The sequence below is a fragment of the Rhodanobacter sp. OR87 genome (assembly GCF_000473345.1).
In the GTDB taxonomy this organism is placed as follows: Bacteria; Pseudomonadota; Gammaproteobacteria; order Xanthomonadales; family Rhodanobacteraceae; genus Rhodanobacter; species Rhodanobacter denitrificans.
This window is the reverse complement of sequence record NZ_AXBJ01000029.1, coordinates 1-15,185: the sequence shown is the minus strand read 5'-3', so window position 1 is coordinate 15,185 and position 15,185 is coordinate 1. Positions and strand designations below refer to the sequence as shown.

Here is a 15,185-nt window from a genome sequence, read left to right as displayed (position 1 = left end):
CGGCGATTGGCGGCATGGCCCGACGCGGCGGAAGTGCCAGAATGCCGTATTGCCCGCCATGGAGATCAGTCATGAGTCCGTCGTCGCCCACCGCCCCCGCTTCTTCCACGCTGCGCAGCGACGACAGCGTCGCCAAGCAGCTGTTTCTGGGCAACATCGTGGAGGAGAACCTGTTCCCCTACCCGCAGATCCGCGCGCGCGACCGCGAGATGCTGGGTGCGATGACCGACGCGATCGACCAGTTCCTCGCCGACAAGGGCGCCGAGCTGAAGCAGTACGACCGCGACGCCGAGCAGCCGGCGGAGTTCATCCAGGCGCTGCGCGAGATGGGCCTGTTCGGGCTGATCATCCCCGAGCAGTTCGGCGGCATGGAGCTGTCCAACGGCGCCTATGCGCGCGTGCTCGGCCAGACCAGCAGCCACGACAGCTCGGTCTCGCTGACCATCGGCGCGCACAGCTCGATCGGCATGAAGGGCCTGCTGCTGTTCGGCAGCGACGCGCAGAAGCAGCGCTACCTGCCGAAGCTCGCCACCGGCGAGATGATCGCCGCGTTCTGCCTCACCGAATCCGGCGCCGGCTCCGACGCCGCCTCGATCCGCACCAAGGCGACGCGCAACGGCGACGGCAGCTGGACGCTCAGCGGCGAGAAGATCTGGATCACCAACGGCGGCATCGCCGATTTCTACACCGTGTTCGCGCGCACCGACACGCCCGAGGGCAAGATCACCGCGTTCCTCGTCGAAGCGGCGTGGCCCGGCGTGAGCCACGGCCCGCACGAGGACAAGATGGGCATCCGCGCCTCGAGCACCACCACCGTCGCGTTCGCCGACGTGCGAGTGCCGGCGGAGAACGTGCTCGGCCCAGTCGGCAAGGGCTTCAAGGTAGCGATGAGCATCCTGAACTCGGGCCGCACCGGCCTGGGTGGTGGCGCGGTCGGCGGCATGCGCACGCTGATCCGGCTGGCCTGCGCGCAGGCGAAGGAGCGCAAGCAGTTCGGCCAGCCGATCGCCGAGTTCGGCCTGGTGCGCGAGAAGATCGCGCAGATGACGGTGGACTGCTTTGCCGCCGAGAGCGCGGTGTGGATGGTGGCGCACCTGATCGACGGCGGCGGCAGCGACTACTCGGTCGAGGCGGCGATGAGCAAGGTGTTCGCCAGCGAGGCGGTGCAGCGCGCTTCCTACGAGGCGCTGCAGATCGCCGCCGGCAACGGCTTCATGCGCGAGTTCCCGTACGAGCAGATCACCCGCGACACGCGCATCCTGTCGATCTTCGAGGGCACCAACGAAATCCTGCGCCTGTACGTCGCGCTGTCCGGCCTGAAGGGCGTGGGCGCCGGCCTCAGCGAGCTGAAGGCGGCGGTGGGCGACATCTTCAACGAGCCGATCAAGGGCTTCGGCGTGCTCGGCAGCTACACCGGCCGGCGCATGCGCGAGGCCACCGGCTACGGCATCGACCGCATCGCGCACGAGCTGTCGCCGCGGCTGCGCAAGGTCGCCGCCACCTACGAGAAGTACACGGTGGAGCTGTCCAAGTCGTCCGACGCGCTGCTGCGCCGCTACGGCAAGAAGGTGGCCGACCAGCAGCACGCGCAGAAGCGCCTGGCCGACATCGCGATCGACCTGTTCGTGGGCCTGTGCGTGCTGTCGCGCGCCGACAGCCTGGAAAAGCAGTCGCACCCGGCCGCCGGCGAGGCGGCCAGCATCGCCGAAATCTTCGCCAAGCAGGCGCGCCGGCGCATGGCGCGCAACGTGCGCGGCCTGGAGCGCAACGAGGACGAAGCGATCGAGCAGCTGGCCGGCGCGGTGCTCGCGCACGACGGCTACCTGTGGGACGTGATCTGAAACCTGCCGAAGGAGAACCCGCCATGAGCATCCCCACCGTCCGCGCCAGCACCGGCGGCGCGCCGTATGCAGTCGATTTCACCGACGACCAGGGCAACAGCTGGCACGCCGACGAGCCGCTTGAGGAAGGCGGCGCCAACACCGGCCCGGCGCCGCACCGGCTGCTGCTGTCCGCGCTGGGCGCCTGCACCGCAATCACGCTGCAGATGTACGCGGCGCGCAAGGGCTGGCCGCTGCGCCACGTCGACGTCGAGCTCAAGTTCAACCCGGAAGGCACGCCCGAATCGGGCAACGACATCACCCGCGTGATCACCCTGCAGGGCGAACTGGACGGCGAGCAGCGCGAGCGCCTGCTGCAGATCGCCAACAAGTGCCCGATCCACAAGGTGCTGACCGGCGAGGTGCGCATCGCCTCGCGGCTTGGCGGCGATTCGCCGTAACGGGCTGACGCCACGGCCGTCTGGACGGCTGTTCCGAAGCGGACTTCGGGCCGGAATCGCGGCTTCCCGCCATTTCCATGCTTCACTCGACCTTGACACCTTCACCAAGGTGGGAGTAGATGACGGGCACGTGGCGCTTCCCGGGGAGAGAACGACCATGGTCTTGCAGAACGTGATTTGGGCGATCACGCTGGCGGGGATGGGGCTGGTGGCACTGGGCTTCATCTACGCCATCACGCAGGCCGGCAAGCCGGCCGATACCGCCGAAGCGGAGCGGGCACACCGAACCTCCATGACCTTGCGCCGCGCCTTGTTCGTGGCGCTGCTGCTGTTGGGCATCGGGATCGCTTGGGCCAGCCTGCGGCCCTTTCCCATCCCGTTGCAGCATGGGCCGTTGCAGGCGGCGCAGGTGGTCGAGGTGGTCGGCCACCAGTGGACGTGGGATGTCAGCCAGACCCACCTGAGGGCAGGCGAACCGGTGGAATTCCGGGTAACCGCCAGCGACGTGAACCACGGCTTCGCGATCTATGCCCCGGATGGCCGCATCGTCATCCAGACCCAGGCAATGCCCGGCTTCACCAACAAGATCCTGTACACGTTCCACACGCCGGGCACCTACAAGATCATGTGCCTTGAATACTGCGGCGTCGCACACAACGGGATGACCGCCGAATTCGACGTGGCCGCGCGGGAGGACAAGTCATGAGCTCGCTCGAACTCTACCCGCAGGACGAGAAACTGTCGCGCCGCGAGCACCTGGCGTTCAACCTGTACATGATCACCGCCCTGCTGCTGTTCGTGCTGATGATGCTGCTGGGCCTGACCATGCGCATGACCCAGGCCGAGTGGACGCCGGTCCAGGCCGCGATGTTCTACAAGATCATGACGATGCACGGCGCCGGCATGGTCGGCACCATGAGCCTGGCCAGCACCGCGGTGATGTGGTTCTTCCTGCGCAAGTACGTGTCGCTGCACGCGTGGGCGTTCCTGAGCAACTACGTGCTGTTCATGCTGGGCGCGCTGTGCATCATCGGGGCGGTGTTCGTCGGCAACTTCGCCAGCGCGTGGACCTTCCTGTACCCGCTGCCGGTGCACTCGATGGGGCTGTGGAGCAACGGCGCAGCCGCCGTGTTCATGGTCGGCTACCTGCTGATCGGCGTGGGCATGCTGATCTTCTACCTGGACGCCGCGGCGGCGATCATCCGGCGCTACGGCAATCTCGCCCGCGGGCTGGGGTTGCAGTGGCTGTTCGGCGGCACCATCGACCCGACCCATCCCAAGGCCGTCGTTGCCGGCACCATGGTGATCATCGCCAACTCGCTGGGCATCCTCGCCGGCGCGGTAGTGCTGGTGATGTGCCTGATCAACGCCTACGACCCGGATGTCGCGCTCAACGCGCTGGTGGTGAAGAACCTGATCTACTGGTTCGGCCACATGGTCATCAACGCCACGATCTACATGGGCGTGATCGCTGTCTACGAACTGCTGCCGCGCTACACCGGCAAGCCCTACGGGATCTCGCGGCCGTTCCTGTGGTCATGGGCGGCGAGCACGGTATTCGTGATCATCGTGTTCCCGCACCACCTGCTGATGGATTACGCTGAGCCGCGCTGGATGCTGGTGATGGGCCAGATCATCTCCTATGCAGCCGGCTTCCCGGTGTTCCTGGTGACCGCCTATGGCGTGCTGACCAACATCCACCGCTCCGGCCTGCGCTGGCAGATGCCCTCGATGCTGGCCGTGCTGGCGCTGTTCGGCTGGGCCGCGGGCATCGTGCCGGCGATCATCGACGGCACCATCAGCGTCAACCGGGTGATGCACAACACGCAGTGGGTGCCGGGGCATTTCCACTTCTACCTGCTGCTCGGCGTGTTGCCGATGATCCTCACCCTGCTCTACCACGTGGTCGGCAGCCGCCGTCGCGCGCCGGTCGACGGTGGCGCGGATCGCACCGGCCTGTTCCTGTACGTGGTGGGCGGCATCTGCTTCTGCATGGTGTTCCTGTACGCCGGCCACATGAGCGTGGCCCGGCGCTTCGCCGCGCACCTGCCGGAATGGCTGCCGTACGACAGGGTCGGTTCGGTCGCCGCGATGGTGCTGATCCTCGGCATGCTGCTGTTCGCCACGCGCCTCATCGGCGGCCTGCTCAAGGCGCCGGTCGATGCCGATCCTGCGCACCCTGCTGGCTAGCGTCCTGCTGCTGGCGCTCGGTGGCGCCGTGTTGACGGTCGCCACCGACGGCTTCCACGCGTTCACCAGCGAAACCGCCCGCCGCCTCGCAGTGCGACGCGACCCGCCACCGGTACCGGCCGTGCTGCTGGAGACCCAAACCGGCGCCCGCCTCAACCTGGCCGAGCTGCGCGGCCGCTGGGTGCTGGTCGACTTCATCTACACCCGCTGCATGACCTGGTGCCTGGCGCTGGGCGGCGAGTTTGCGCAACTGCAGGATCGGCTTGCCGCCCCGCTGGCCGACGGCCGGCTGGTTCTGCTCAGCATCAGTTTCGACCCGGTGCATGACACGCCTGCCGAGCTGGCGGCCTACCGACAGCGCTTTCGCGGCCGCGACCACGGCTGGATCGTCGCCCGGCCGACCAGCACTGACGGCCTGCAACAGTTGCTGCGCACGTTCGGCGTCACCGTGGTGCCGGACCGGATGGGCGGCTACGTCCACAACGCCGCGATCCAGGTGGTCGACCCGCAGGGGCGGCTGGTGCTGATCCTCGATGCGGGCAACCCGCAGGCCGTCGCGCAGACCATGCGGGGCAAGCTGCCGTGAGAATCGCCGGCCGGCAACGCCTGGCCCCGGCCTTCGCCGCGGTGCTGTTCGCGATCCTGCTGCTGCCATCGGCGCGGCACGGGCTGGAAGGCAGCATGACGGCGCAGATGCTGGTGCAGATACCGCTGCTGATCGGGATCGGCTGGCTGCTGCCCGCCGCGTTGCCGCAACGGCTTGGCGAGGGCATCGCGCGCTGGAACCAGCACGGCATCAGCAGCGTGGTGCTGGCCAGCCTGGCCGGCATGTTCTGGATGCTGCCGCGCTCGCTCGATGCGGCCATCGGCGAACCGTGGATGGCGGTGGCGAAGTTCGCCAGCGTGCCGCTGCTGATCGGCCTGCCGCTGGGACTGGGCTGGCCGCGCATGGGCTTCGTGGTGCGCGGCGTGTTCCTGCTCGAACTGATCGCCACGTTCTTCCGGCTGGGCTGGCTGTATCTGGTCTCGCCGGTGCGCCTGTGCAACAGCTACCTGCTCGACGACCAGCAGCGCGCGGGCGAGACCATGCTGGTGATCGGCGGCGTGATCCTGGCCGGCATCCTGGCCAAGCTGTTGTGGGGGCGCTTCAACCCGGCCTGAAGGGCTACCGGCACGACGTCAGCCGATGCCGGCCAGCCGCAGCAGCGCCGCCGCCAGCGCGCCCACGACCACCACCAGCAGGAACGGCGCGCGCAGCCACAATGCGACACCCGCGGCAAGCAGCGCGCCGAGCCGCGCGTCGAGCGCCAGCGCCGCGCCGGCGCTGAACGTGTTCATCGCGGTCAGCGAAGCCAACAGGCCGATCGTCAGCGTGCCCGCGACACGGCTCATGTGTTCGTTCTCCAGCCAACGCGCCGGCACCAGGTAGCCGGCCAGCTTGATCGCATACGCCGCCGCGCTGGCCAGCAGCAGCCACCCCCACAGCGCCATCAGCGGTGCTCCCGCGACGGTGCGCCGGCGTCTTCGTAGCCGGCCGGATCGACGTCCGGCTCCAATCCCTCGTCCGCGGGTCCGCGGCTGAACCAGCCCCACAGCGCCGCGACCAGCGCGGCGAGCAGGATCGGCACGCCGGGCGGCACCCGCGGCAAGGCCAGCACGGTAACCAGCGCGCAAACCACGGCCAGCGCCACCGGCTGGCGTGCGCGCAGGCGCGGCCACAGCAGGCCGAGGAACGCGGCCACCGCCGCGCCGTCCAGGCCCCAGCGCCGTGGATCGCCCAGCGCATCGCCGAGCAGCGCGCCGGCCAGGGTGAACAGGTTCCACAGCGCGAACACGCCCAGCCCGGCGGCCCAGAAGCCGCGGCGCTGCTCGTCGGGATCGAGCTGGCCCGCGGCGGTGGCGGCGGATTCGTCGATGGTGACCTGGGCGGCGAGCAACCGGCGCCAGCCGCGCGGCCGGAGCATCCGGTTCATCTGCATGCCGTAGACCGCATTGCGCACGCCGAGCAGGGTGGCCGCGCCGAACGCGGCCGAACCGGCGCCGCCGCCAGCCACCACGCCGATGAAGGCGAACTGCGAGCCGCCGGTGAACATCAGCGCGCTCAGCGCCACCGTCTGCCACACGCCGAGCCCGGAAGCGACGCCCAGCGCACCGAACGACACCCCGTACAGCCCGGTCGCCACGGCGATCGAGAGGCCAATCTTCACGGCGGGGGACAACGCGACACTCACCGGCGGATCTTATCCCATCGGCGGTCCGCCCCGCGCGGGTCGCCGCTCCCTTGGTTCTTTTTGTACATTACTGTAATATCCAGTTATGGAAAACAATCACAACGAAGGCATGAGCGGCTTCCTGGCCATCGAACAGAAGCTCGCGGTCAGCACGCGCAGGCACCGCGGCTTTCCGCGCGACCAGGCCATGCTGGTGCGCATGGTGAAGCTGCTGCACAAGCTGTTCAGCGACCACGCCAACCTGCTGCTGCGCACGCATGGCCTGACCCACCCGGAATACAACGTGCTGATGATGCTCGACGGCAGCGAGGGCGGCCTGAGCCCGTCGCAGCTCGGCGAGGCGACCAGCGAGAAGTCGTCGAACACCACCCGCCTGATCGACCAGCTGCTGGCCAAGGGCCTGCTCACCCGCTCGCCCAGCGATGAGGACCGCCGCATGCTGGTGGTGCAGCTCACCGACGAGGGCGAAGCCCTGATCCGGCAGGTGGTGCCGGCGGTCACCCTGCAGCTGCAGGGCTTCTTCGCCGGCATCACCGACGCCCAGCGCGGCCAGCTGGAACACCTGCTGAAGAAAGTGCTGCGCGGAGTGGAGTCGCAGGGATGAGCAGCACCGCGACCGCCGAACCGCCGGCAACGCCGCCGCTGCCCTGGCGCCAGCAGATCGCCCACGCCATGGCCGGCGAAAAGGCCGCGTGGCTGTTCATCCTCAAGACCCTGCTGGCGATCTACCTCACCGGCTGGCTGGCGATGCGGCTGCAGCTGGGCTCGCCATCGGTGGCGATGGTCACCGTGGTCGTGGTGATGAACCGGCAGTCGGGCATGGTGCTGGCCAAGAGCCTGTATCGCGGCCTGGGCACCCTGCTCGGCTGCACCGGCGCGATCCTGGCGGTGGCGCTGTTCCCGCAGCAGCCGTTGCCGCTGGTGCTGTTCATCTCGCTGTGGGCCGGGCTGTGCGCCGGCGGCGCGGTGCTGTTCCGCCACTTCCGCGCCTATGCCTTCGTGCTGGCCGGCTATACCGCGGCGATGATCGTGCTGCCGGCCATGAGCCATCCGGTCCACGTGTTCGACAGCGCGTTCGCGCGCACCTCCGAGGTGCTGCTGGGCCTGCTGGTGGCCAGCGTGGTGTTCGACGCGGTGTTCCCGATCCGCCTGCGCGGCGACCTGCGCGGTAGCGCCGACCGCAACTTCGACGGCTTCCTGGACTTCATCCGCGACAGCAGCCGCGGCGCGCTGGTCGACCACGAGGCGATGGAGCGCACGCAGATGCGCGTGGTGCGCGGCGCACTCGGCTTCGAGGATCTGCGCACCGCCGCGTTCTTCGACGACCCTTCCCTGCGCACCCGCAACGGCCTGCTGAAGCTGCTCAACCAGCGCTTCATGGTCTCGGCTTCGCGCTTCCAGTCGCTGCACCACCTGGTCGACCGCCTCCGGCGCAAGGGCTCGACCACCGCCGCGCAGGCGCTGATGCGCCTGCTGCGCCCGCTGGGCGATGCGCTGGACGAACGCGCCACGCGCGATGACCTGGACCGGCTGGCCGACCAGCTTGCCGCCTGCCATCGACGGATCGCCGCGCAGGCGACGCACGAGCGCGCCGCGCTGGAGCCGTCCTGCCGCGACGACTTCGACACCGGCCACGCGCTGCTCCGCCGCTTTCTCGACGAACTGCGCGACTACGTGCGCACCAAGGCCCATCTGGACCTGGGACGCCGCGCCGGCAAGCCCGTGCCGCAAGCGCGCGGCCGCGTCCACTTTGCCCGCACCAACGACAACCATGCGGTGATGCTGGCAATGCTGCGCTCGGCCGCGGTGACCCTGGTGCTGTCGCTGCTGTGGCTCAGCAGCGGCTGGACCGGCGGCGCCATGGCCCTGTTCGGTCTGGTCGCGCTGATCTCGATGGCGTCGGCGGCGCCGGATCCGGTGTTCGTCTCCAAGCGCATCGCGATCGGCCACCTGCTGGCGCCGATCGTGGCGCTGCCCACCTACAGCGTGCTGCCACTGCTGCCTACCTATCCGCTGCTGGTGCTCGGTACCCTGCCGCTGCTGATGCTGTCGCTGTACCTGGTCACCCGGCCGACGCTGGCCATCATCGGCATCGCCATGAGCGTGGGCATCCTGGTCGCGCTGGCGGTCGGCGAGGCACCGCACGTCGACGCGCCGATGTACCTCAACAGTGGGCTGTCGTTCGCGGTGGGCGCCTGGCTCGCGGTGGCGATCTTCAGGCTGATTCCCTCGGGCCATGGCAGCAAGGGGCGCCGCTGCCGCCTGCTGCGCCGCCTGCGCGGGCTGGTCCGGCTCGCCGCCGGCGCGCCGCTGCCAGGCCTGCTGCCGCGTTTCGAAAGCCTCGCCCGCGACCTGTTCCAGCAGATCGTGGCGCAGACCCGGCCGGGCAGCCGGCATTCGCGCGAGCTGCTGGACTGGGCCCTGATGGTGCATGAAACCGGCCACGCCCTGATCGGGCTGCGCCACGACCTGGCCGAACAGGCGCTGCCGAGCGCGCTGCACGCCGACCTCGACGCCGCGCTGGACGCGCTGGCCCGCGTCTACGAACGGCTGGACCCGGCCGACCGCGCGGCCGCGCTCGCCCGCGTCCGCCATCTCCTGGCGCAGATCGACATCACCCGCCCGACGCTGCGCGAGCACCTGCACCTGCTGCTGGGCGCGCTGGAGGACGACGATTCCGTGCTCGCCGCCGGCGTCGCCCGCCAGCACCGTCTGCTGCGCCTGCCGGAGGCCACCCATGCCGTATGAGGTCTCCATCGGCGGCGTCTACTTTCCCGGCGTGCTGATGTTGGCCGTGCTGTTGCTGCCCGCGCTGTGGCTGCTCGACCAGCTGCTCGGCCGCATCGGCCTCTACCGCCATGCGACGCATCCGTCGCTGCTGCGCATCGCGCTGTTCACCGGCGTCTGCAGCGTGGCGACGCTCGCCCTGTTTTCCTGAGGTATCCCTGTCATGAGAAGTGCAACCCTGATCCGTGCCGGCTTTACCGCCGCGATGGTGCTGCTGGCGACGGCGGCCGCGTACATCGCCTGGCAACACTACATGTCGTCGCCGTGGACCCGCGACGCGCGCATCCGCGCCGAAGTGGTGCGCATCGCGCCGGATGTCTCCGGCCTGATCACCCGCGTCGCGGTGAAGGACAATCAGCTGGTGAAGAAGGGCGACCTGCTGTTCGTGGTGGACCGCGACCGCTACCAGCTGATCGCCGACCAGGCCGAAGCCGACCTCGCCGCCGCCGAAGCCGCCGCGGCGGCCGCCGGCGCGAACACCTCGGCCGCTGCCGCCGGCGCGCAGGCCAGCGAGGCCGAGGCCGCGATGCGCCGCCTGCAGGCGCAACGCCGCGACCGGCTGGGCGACGTGATCTCGCGCGAGGCGCGCGACGATGCCTCTGCCGCCGCCGAGGCCGCCCGGGCCAGCTGGCGTCAGGCGCAGGCGGGGCGCAGCGCCGCCAGTGCCAGCCAGCGGCGCGCGGTTGTCGCGGTGCGCCAGGCGCGCATCGCGCTGGAGCGCGCGCAGCTCGACCTGGCCCGCACCGAAGTGCGCGCGCCCAGCGACGGCAGCATCACCAACCTCGACGTGCGCGCCGGCGACTTCGCCGAGGCAGGCAAGCCGCGCATGGCCCTGGTCCGGCGCGACGACATCTGGATCTACGGCTACTTCGAGGAAACCAAGCTGCCGCAGGTGCACGTCGGCGATCCGGTCGACATCCGCCTGATGGCCGGCGGCGTGCGCCTGCGCGGCCACGTCGACAGCGTCGCGGTGGGCATCGCCGACGGCGCCAGCCCTGCCAGCGACAACCTGCTCGCCCAGGTCGAACCCACCTTCAACTGGATCCGCCTGGCCCAGCGCGTGCCGGTGCGCATGCGCATCGACGCGTCGTCGATCCCGCGTGGCGCGGTGCTCGCCGCCGGCATGAGCGCCACCCTGGTCGTCCAGGGAAACCGCCGGGACTGATCGTCAGGCCGGCCGTGGCCGGCGCAACAGCCGCAACGGCGCGGGCACGCCGCCGTGCTCGGCGGTGAGGCCGGACATCACCAGCCGCCGGAACGGCGAGAGCCGCGCGCCGGCGCCCAGTGCCAGCTTGCGCAACACGCGCGCCGGTCGGCGGTCGTCGGTGTACAGGCCGGCCAGGGCCTTGGTGGCCAGGTACAGCGGGCGCGTGGCCAGCCGCAGCCGGCGTTCGTAGCGCGCCAGCAGTGCCGGCGCGGCGATGGGCTGGCCGGCGGCGTGTGCAGCACGCAGCTCGCGCGCCAGCAGGTCCTGCCCGAGCAGGCCGAAATTGAAGCCGTGCGCGGTGACCGGGTGCATGCCCACCGCGGCGTCGCCGATCAATGCAAAGCGCTCGGCCACGAAACGCTTCGCGTACACGCCCACCAGCGGATAGGCACAACGCGGGCCGGCCACGCTCATCGTGCCCAGCCGCTGCCCGAAGCGCTCGGCCATCGCCGCCCCCAGCGCCGCGTCGTCCAGCGCCAGCAGCTCGCGCATCGCCGGCGGCGGCAGGGTCAGCACCACCGAGGACGTATGCGCATCGTGCAGCGGCAGCAGGGCCAGGGTCTGGCCGTGGCCGAACCACTCCCACGCCACCTGTTCGTGCGGCACCTCGTGGCGCATGCGCAGCACCAGCATGGTCTTGCCGAAGTCGCGCATCTCCGCGCCGATGCCCATCGCGCGGCGGGTGTCGGAGTAGCGGCTGTCCGCTGCCACCACCAGCTGCGCGCGCAAGGTGTCGCCGTTGTCGAGGTCGACCTCGGTGCCGGCGGCGCTGGTGCGTACCGCGCCGACCCGCGCGCCGGTGATGCGTTCGACCTCGGGCAGTATCATCGCCTCTTCGTACGCGGCGCGGCGGATCGCATGGTTCGACAGCAGCCAGCCGAGTTGTTCCTTGCCGGCCTCGCCGTGGCGGAACATCAGGCTCTCGCGGTCGTCGCCGTCGAGCACCATCGCGTCGCGCAGCGTGCCGATCTCCTCCTCGCGCAGGCGCGCCCACAGGCCCAGCTCGCGTAGCAGGCGCTGCGAGTGGTGGGTGATCGCGATCTCGCGGCCGTCGTCGGCCGGCGCGGCCAGCGCGGACTCTTCCTGCCGCTCCACCAGCGCGATGCGCAGGCCGCTGCCGGCCAGCGAACGGGTGAAACACAAGCCGGCCGGGCCGGCGCCGATGACCACGATGTCGAACGACATGGGCAGAACGCTCCTGGAGATGATCGTCGGCAAGCAACGGGGCGCTACACCAGCTCGTGCCGATGCCGGCGGGGCAACCGCCGGCGGTTGCCCCGTCAGCCGCCGCAACCGCCGCAGCAGATCGACGGCAGCTGTACCACCTGCTTCGGCGCTACCGTCCAGCCAACCTGGCGCAGCACCTCGATCAGGTCCGCCGCCGTCGCCGAGGCGGATACGCGCATCACCAGGCCGCTCATGTCCAGGTCGGCCACCGCGGTGGGGTCGACATTGAACAACGCGTCCTGCACGACGGCAGGATCGGGGGCGGCTTCGGTCAGGGCAATATGGAATTCCATTGGATTTCCTCGATTCATGGACACTGTCACGGTGTCGTCCACACCGATATTCGGCACCGGCGCCACCAGCCGCCTTGACCCCGGTCAAGCGCGGGGCCGGCCATGTCGATCCAGTCAGCATCCATTCGTCGCATGGACAACCTCCTGCAAAAGGCGATCCGCCATGCCGCTCCAGCTCTACGCCCACCCGTTCTCCTCCTATTGCCAGAAGGTGCTGATCGCGCTGTACGAGAACGGCACCCCGTTCGAATGGCGGGTGCTCACGCCGGACGACGCGGCCACCAGCGCCGAGTTCACCGCGCTGTGGCCGATCCGCCGCATGCCCCTGCTGCGCGACGGCGAACGCACGGTGGTCGAGTCGAGCATCATCATCGAGTACCTCGACCGGCATTACCCCGGCACCGCACCGCTGATGCCCGCCGACGCCGGCGCCGCGCTCGAGGCGCGCCTGCTGGATCGCTTCTTCGACAACTACCTGCAGACGCCGCAGCAGAAGATCGTGTTCGACAGCCTGCGCCCCGCCGCCGACCGCGACCCCTACGGCGTCCGGGAAGCGCGCGCCATGCTCGACACCGCCTACGCCTGGCTCGACCGCAAGCTCGCCGGCCGCACCTGGGCTACCGGTGGCGACTTCAGCCTCGCCGACTGCGCCGCCGCGCCCGCGCTGTTCTACGCCGACTGGACCCACCGCATCCCGGCAACTTGCAGCAACGTCATCGCCTATCGGCAACGCCTGCTGGCGCGGCCCTCGTTCGCGCGCGCGGTGGACGAGGCGCGGCCGTACCGCTCCTACTTCCCGCTCGGCGCGCCCGAGCGCGATTGAGCCGAAGACGCCCTACTCGGCCGGCAGGGCCACGCCACGGCGTGCCCGGCGCCCCTTCCACAGGTAGCCGATGCCCAGCAGCACGAACCACACCGGGCTGGCGATCAGCGCCTCGCGGGTATCCGGCTGCAGGCTCAGCAGCACCAGCACGAACACGAAGAACGCCAGGCAGGCCCAGCACATGAACACGCCGCCGGGCATCTTGTAGATGGAAGCTTCATGCAGCTGCGGCCGCTGGCGCCGGTAAGCGATGTAGGCAAACAGGATCAGCGACCACACGAACATGAACAGCACCGCGGACAGCGTGGTGATCAGGGTGAACGCGGTGATCAGGTCGGGGATCAGGTAGATCATCGCCGCGCCCAGCAGCAGGCAGAAGCAGGAGAACAACAGGCCCAGCGACGGCACCGCCGCGCGCGACAGCCGCGCGAACATCTTCGGCGCGTGCTGCTCCTCGGCCAGGCCGTACAGCATGCGGCTGGTGGAGAAGATGCCGCTGTTGGCCGAAGACGTGGCCGAGGTTAGCACCACGAAGTTGATCAGGCTGGCCGCGGCCGGGATGCCGGCCAGCACGAACAGTTCCACGAACGGGCTCTTGCCCGCCTCCACCAGGCGCCACGGCGTCACCATCATGATCGCGACCAGGGCCAGCACGTAGAAGATGATGATGCGCACCGGGATCGAGTTGATCGCCTTGGGCAGGTTGCGCCTCGGGTCGGCCGTCTCGGCCGCGGTGGTGCCGACCAGCTCGATGCCGACGAAGGCGAACACCGCGATCTGGAAGCCGGCGAAGAAACCGCTGAGGCCCTTCGGAAAGAACCCGCCGTCATTCCACAGGTTGGCCACCGAAGCCTGGTGTCCGCTCGGCGAGGTGAAGCCCCAGGCGACCAGTGCGACGCCGGTGGCGATCAGCGCGATGATCGCCACGATCTTGATCAGCGCGAACCAGAACTCCAGCTCGCCGAACAGCTTCACCGTGACCAGGTTCAGGCCGAGCAGCAGCAGCACGCACAGCACCGCCGGAATCCACGGCGCCAGCCCCGGAAACCAGAACTGCGCATACGCGGCAATCGCGATCACGTCGGCAATCGCGGTGATGACCCAGCAGAACCAGTAGGTCCAGCCGCAGAAGAAACCGGCCCACGGCCCGAGCAGGTCGGTGGAGAAATCGATGAAGGATTTGTACTCGAGGTTGGACAGCAGCAGCTCGCCCATCGCCCGCATCACGAAGAACAGCATCACGCCGATGATCAGGTAGACCAGCAGGATCGACGGCCCGGCCAGGCTGATCGTCTTGCCCGAACCCATGAACAGGCCGGTACCGATCGCGCCGCCGATGGCGATCAGCTGCAGGTGCCGGTTGGAAAGGCTGCGCCTCAGGTGCTCGGGGTGTTCCAGCGATGCGGTCATGCGGCGCGCCTTGGCGATGGGAAGGGGTCAACATACAGAAAAGCGCCCGCGGCATCCACGCGGCGCGCCACGCGCCACCTTCCCGCCGGCAACCGCTAACCCTGCCCGCGCGGCTTCGCCGGCAGGCCGCGGGAGTAGGCGTACAGCGCGCCGACGTGCTACGGACCCCAATAGTCGAACTTGAAGATGCTTTGCGCGGGAATGGAAAATGAAATTTCCCCACCGCATTTGATGACATGATATCCGGGCTCTATTTGACCACGCGCACCGATGGGGTGAGGCCAAATCTTGCCATCGACTGTCAGCGGGCCACATTGACCACCATTGTCGTCGGCGAGGATCAGATAGGTGAGGCCATCGGGCGAGCGCGAAACTGAGCCACGAAGATCGCGATGACTACAAGCAGCGCAACCGATTGCCAGAATAGCCAAGACGATCTGCCGAATCATGGCCGCGAACTTCCCTTGCCGGCTAACGAGGTTGTAGAAAAACCTCCGCCCATCCTGCTTCAATAGCCCCACGTGAACAAGGGGGCGGCATGGCACGCTACCGGCATATCGATATGAGTCCGCGGCTGTTGCCGGTGGATCTGCAGGCGCAGCTGGTGCCGGGATCATTTGCCCATGCCGTGCACCATCTGGTCGATCAGCTGGATCTGTCCGCCTTCGATGCGCATTACCGCAATGACGACAGCGGCGCGCCGGCCCATGCGCCGACGATGCTGCTCAAGGCCGTG

At 69.1% G+C, this 15,185-nt stretch carries 17 protein-coding genes and 1 pseudogene; 12 read left to right on the top strand and 6 right to left on the bottom strand.

The window, feature by feature from the left end; all coding sequences use genetic code 11:
- The first annotated feature begins 71 nt into the window (after positions 1 to 71).
- The 6 genes from RHOOR87_RS0116815 to RHOOR87_RS0116790 all read left to right on the top strand — a co-directional run bounded on the left by RHOOR87_RS0116815 (position 72) and on the right by RHOOR87_RS0116790 (position 5,632).
- Complete coding sequence (locus RHOOR87_RS0116815; protein WP_027485690.1) at positions 72 to 1,841, top strand: acyl-CoA dehydrogenase family protein; 1,770 nt, start codon at positions 72 to 74, stop codon at positions 1,839 to 1,841.
- A 23-nt stretch (positions 1,842 to 1,864) separates the two neighbouring features.
- Positions 1,865 to 2,281 carry an OsmC family protein gene (locus RHOOR87_RS0116810; RefSeq protein ID WP_027485689.1) on the top strand — a complete coding sequence of 139 codons (417 nt, stop codon included), beginning with the start codon at positions 1,865 to 1,867 and terminating at the stop codon, positions 2,279 to 2,281.
- A gap of 130 nt (positions 2,282 to 2,411) precedes the next feature.
- Entirely contained in the window at positions 2,412 to 2,987 is a 576-nt protein-coding gene (locus tag RHOOR87_RS0116805; protein WP_231381827.1) for a cytochrome oxidase, read from the top strand.
- The gene (locus RHOOR87_RS0116800) at positions 2,984 to 4,471 is read left to right on the top strand and encodes a cbb3-type cytochrome c oxidase subunit I (RefSeq protein ID WP_027485687.1); all 1,488 of its coding nucleotides are present in this window, start codon (positions 2,984 to 2,986) and stop codon (positions 4,469 to 4,471) included. Before RHOOR87_RS0116805 ends, RHOOR87_RS0116800 begins: the two co-directional genes overlap by 4 nt.
- Positions 4,443 to 5,057: an SCO family protein gene (locus RHOOR87_RS0116795; protein WP_027485686.1), complete on the top strand. Its 615-nt coding sequence runs from the start codon at positions 4,443 to 4,445 to the stop codon at positions 5,055 to 5,057. Before RHOOR87_RS0116800 ends, RHOOR87_RS0116795 begins: the two co-directional genes overlap by 29 nt.
- Positions 5,054 to 5,632 (top strand): hypothetical protein, encoded by a 579-nt coding sequence (locus RHOOR87_RS0116790; protein ID WP_027485685.1) that lies wholly within the window; start codon positions 5,054 to 5,056, stop codon positions 5,630 to 5,632. The genes RHOOR87_RS0116795 and RHOOR87_RS0116790 overlap by 4 nt, the downstream gene beginning before the upstream one ends.
- Before the next feature lie 18 nt (positions 5,633 to 5,650).
- On the opposite strand, the gene RHOOR87_RS0116785 is transcribed toward RHOOR87_RS0116790, so the two are convergent.
- Both RHOOR87_RS0116785 and RHOOR87_RS0116780 read right to left on the bottom strand, forming a co-directional pair.
- The gene (locus tag RHOOR87_RS0116785; RefSeq protein WP_007509273.1) at positions 5,651 to 5,962 is read right to left on the bottom strand and encodes an AzlD domain-containing protein; all 312 of its coding nucleotides are present in this window, start codon (positions 5,960 to 5,962) and stop codon (positions 5,651 to 5,653) included.
- Complete coding sequence (locus tag RHOOR87_RS0116780) at positions 5,962 to 6,678, bottom strand: AzlC family ABC transporter permease (RefSeq protein ID WP_231381826.1); 717 nt, start codon at positions 6,676 to 6,678, stop codon at positions 5,962 to 5,964. Before RHOOR87_RS0116780 ends, RHOOR87_RS0116785 begins: the two co-directional genes overlap by 1 nt.
- A gap of 133 nt (positions 6,679 to 6,811) precedes the next feature.
- Between RHOOR87_RS0116780 and RHOOR87_RS0116775 the strand changes: the two genes are divergently transcribed.
- Genes RHOOR87_RS0116775 through RHOOR87_RS0116760 form a run of 4 tightly spaced genes read left to right on the top strand, consistent with a single transcriptional unit; the run spans position 6,812 to position 10,654 of the window.
- Complete coding sequence (locus RHOOR87_RS0116775) at positions 6,812 to 7,306, top strand: MarR family transcriptional regulator (RefSeq protein WP_027485683.1); 495 nt, start codon at positions 6,812 to 6,814, stop codon at positions 7,304 to 7,306.
- Complete coding sequence (locus RHOOR87_RS0116770) at positions 7,303 to 9,450, top strand: FUSC family protein (protein WP_027485682.1); 2,148 nt, start codon at positions 7,303 to 7,305, stop codon at positions 9,448 to 9,450. The genes RHOOR87_RS0116775 and RHOOR87_RS0116770 overlap by 4 nt, the downstream gene beginning before the upstream one ends.
- Complete coding sequence (locus RHOOR87_RS0116765) at positions 9,440 to 9,640, top strand: DUF1656 domain-containing protein (RefSeq protein WP_027485681.1); 201 nt, start codon at positions 9,440 to 9,442, stop codon at positions 9,638 to 9,640. Before RHOOR87_RS0116770 ends, RHOOR87_RS0116765 begins: the two co-directional genes overlap by 11 nt.
- 12 nt (positions 9,641 to 9,652) lie before the next feature.
- Positions 9,653 to 10,654 (top strand): HlyD family secretion protein, encoded by a 1,002-nt coding sequence (locus tag RHOOR87_RS0116760; RefSeq protein ID WP_027485680.1) that lies wholly within the window; start codon positions 9,653 to 9,655, stop codon positions 10,652 to 10,654.
- 3 nt (positions 10,655 to 10,657) lie between these two features.
- Here the strand turns inward: RHOOR87_RS0116760 and ubiM are convergent, their stop codons facing one another.
- Together ubiM and RHOOR87_RS0116750 are read right to left on the bottom strand one after the other, a co-directional pair.
- Positions 10,658 to 11,881, bottom strand: coding sequence for a 5-demethoxyubiquinol-8 5-hydroxylase UbiM (gene ubiM, locus RHOOR87_RS0116755; protein ID WP_027485679.1), 1,224 nt, complete (start codon positions 11,879 to 11,881; stop codon positions 10,658 to 10,660).
- Positions 11,882 to 11,976: 95 nt separating this feature from the next.
- Positions 11,977 to 12,216, bottom strand: a complete 240-nt coding sequence (locus RHOOR87_RS0116750) for a hypothetical protein (protein ID WP_007514864.1) — start codon at positions 12,214 to 12,216, stop codon at positions 11,977 to 11,979.
- A 163-nt stretch (positions 12,217 to 12,379) separates the two neighbouring features.
- On the opposite strand from RHOOR87_RS0116750, the gene RHOOR87_RS0116745 reads away from it, so the two are divergent.
- Positions 12,380 to 13,039 (top strand): glutathione S-transferase family protein, encoded by a 660-nt coding sequence (locus RHOOR87_RS0116745; RefSeq protein ID WP_027485678.1) that lies wholly within the window; start codon positions 12,380 to 12,382, stop codon positions 13,037 to 13,039.
- 12 nt (positions 13,040 to 13,051) lie between these two features.
- Here the strand turns inward: RHOOR87_RS0116745 and cycA are convergent, their stop codons facing one another.
- The gene (cycA, locus tag RHOOR87_RS0116740; RefSeq protein WP_027485677.1) at positions 13,052 to 14,449 is read right to left on the bottom strand and encodes a D-serine/D-alanine/glycine transporter; all 1,398 of its coding nucleotides are present in this window, start codon (positions 14,447 to 14,449) and stop codon (positions 13,052 to 13,054) included.
- A gap of 158 nt (positions 14,450 to 14,607) precedes the next feature.
- Positions 14,608 to 14,898 (bottom strand): hypothetical protein, encoded by a 291-nt coding sequence (locus tag RHOOR87_RS20045; protein ID WP_015448130.1) that lies wholly within the window; start codon positions 14,896 to 14,898, stop codon positions 14,608 to 14,610.
- An 89-nt stretch (positions 14,899 to 14,987) separates the two neighbouring features.
- On the opposite strand from RHOOR87_RS20045, the pseudogene RHOOR87_RS19380 reads away from it, so the two are divergent.
- A pseudogene (locus RHOOR87_RS19380) lies at positions 14,988 to 15,185 on the top strand (IS1182 family transposase); the annotation flags it as partial.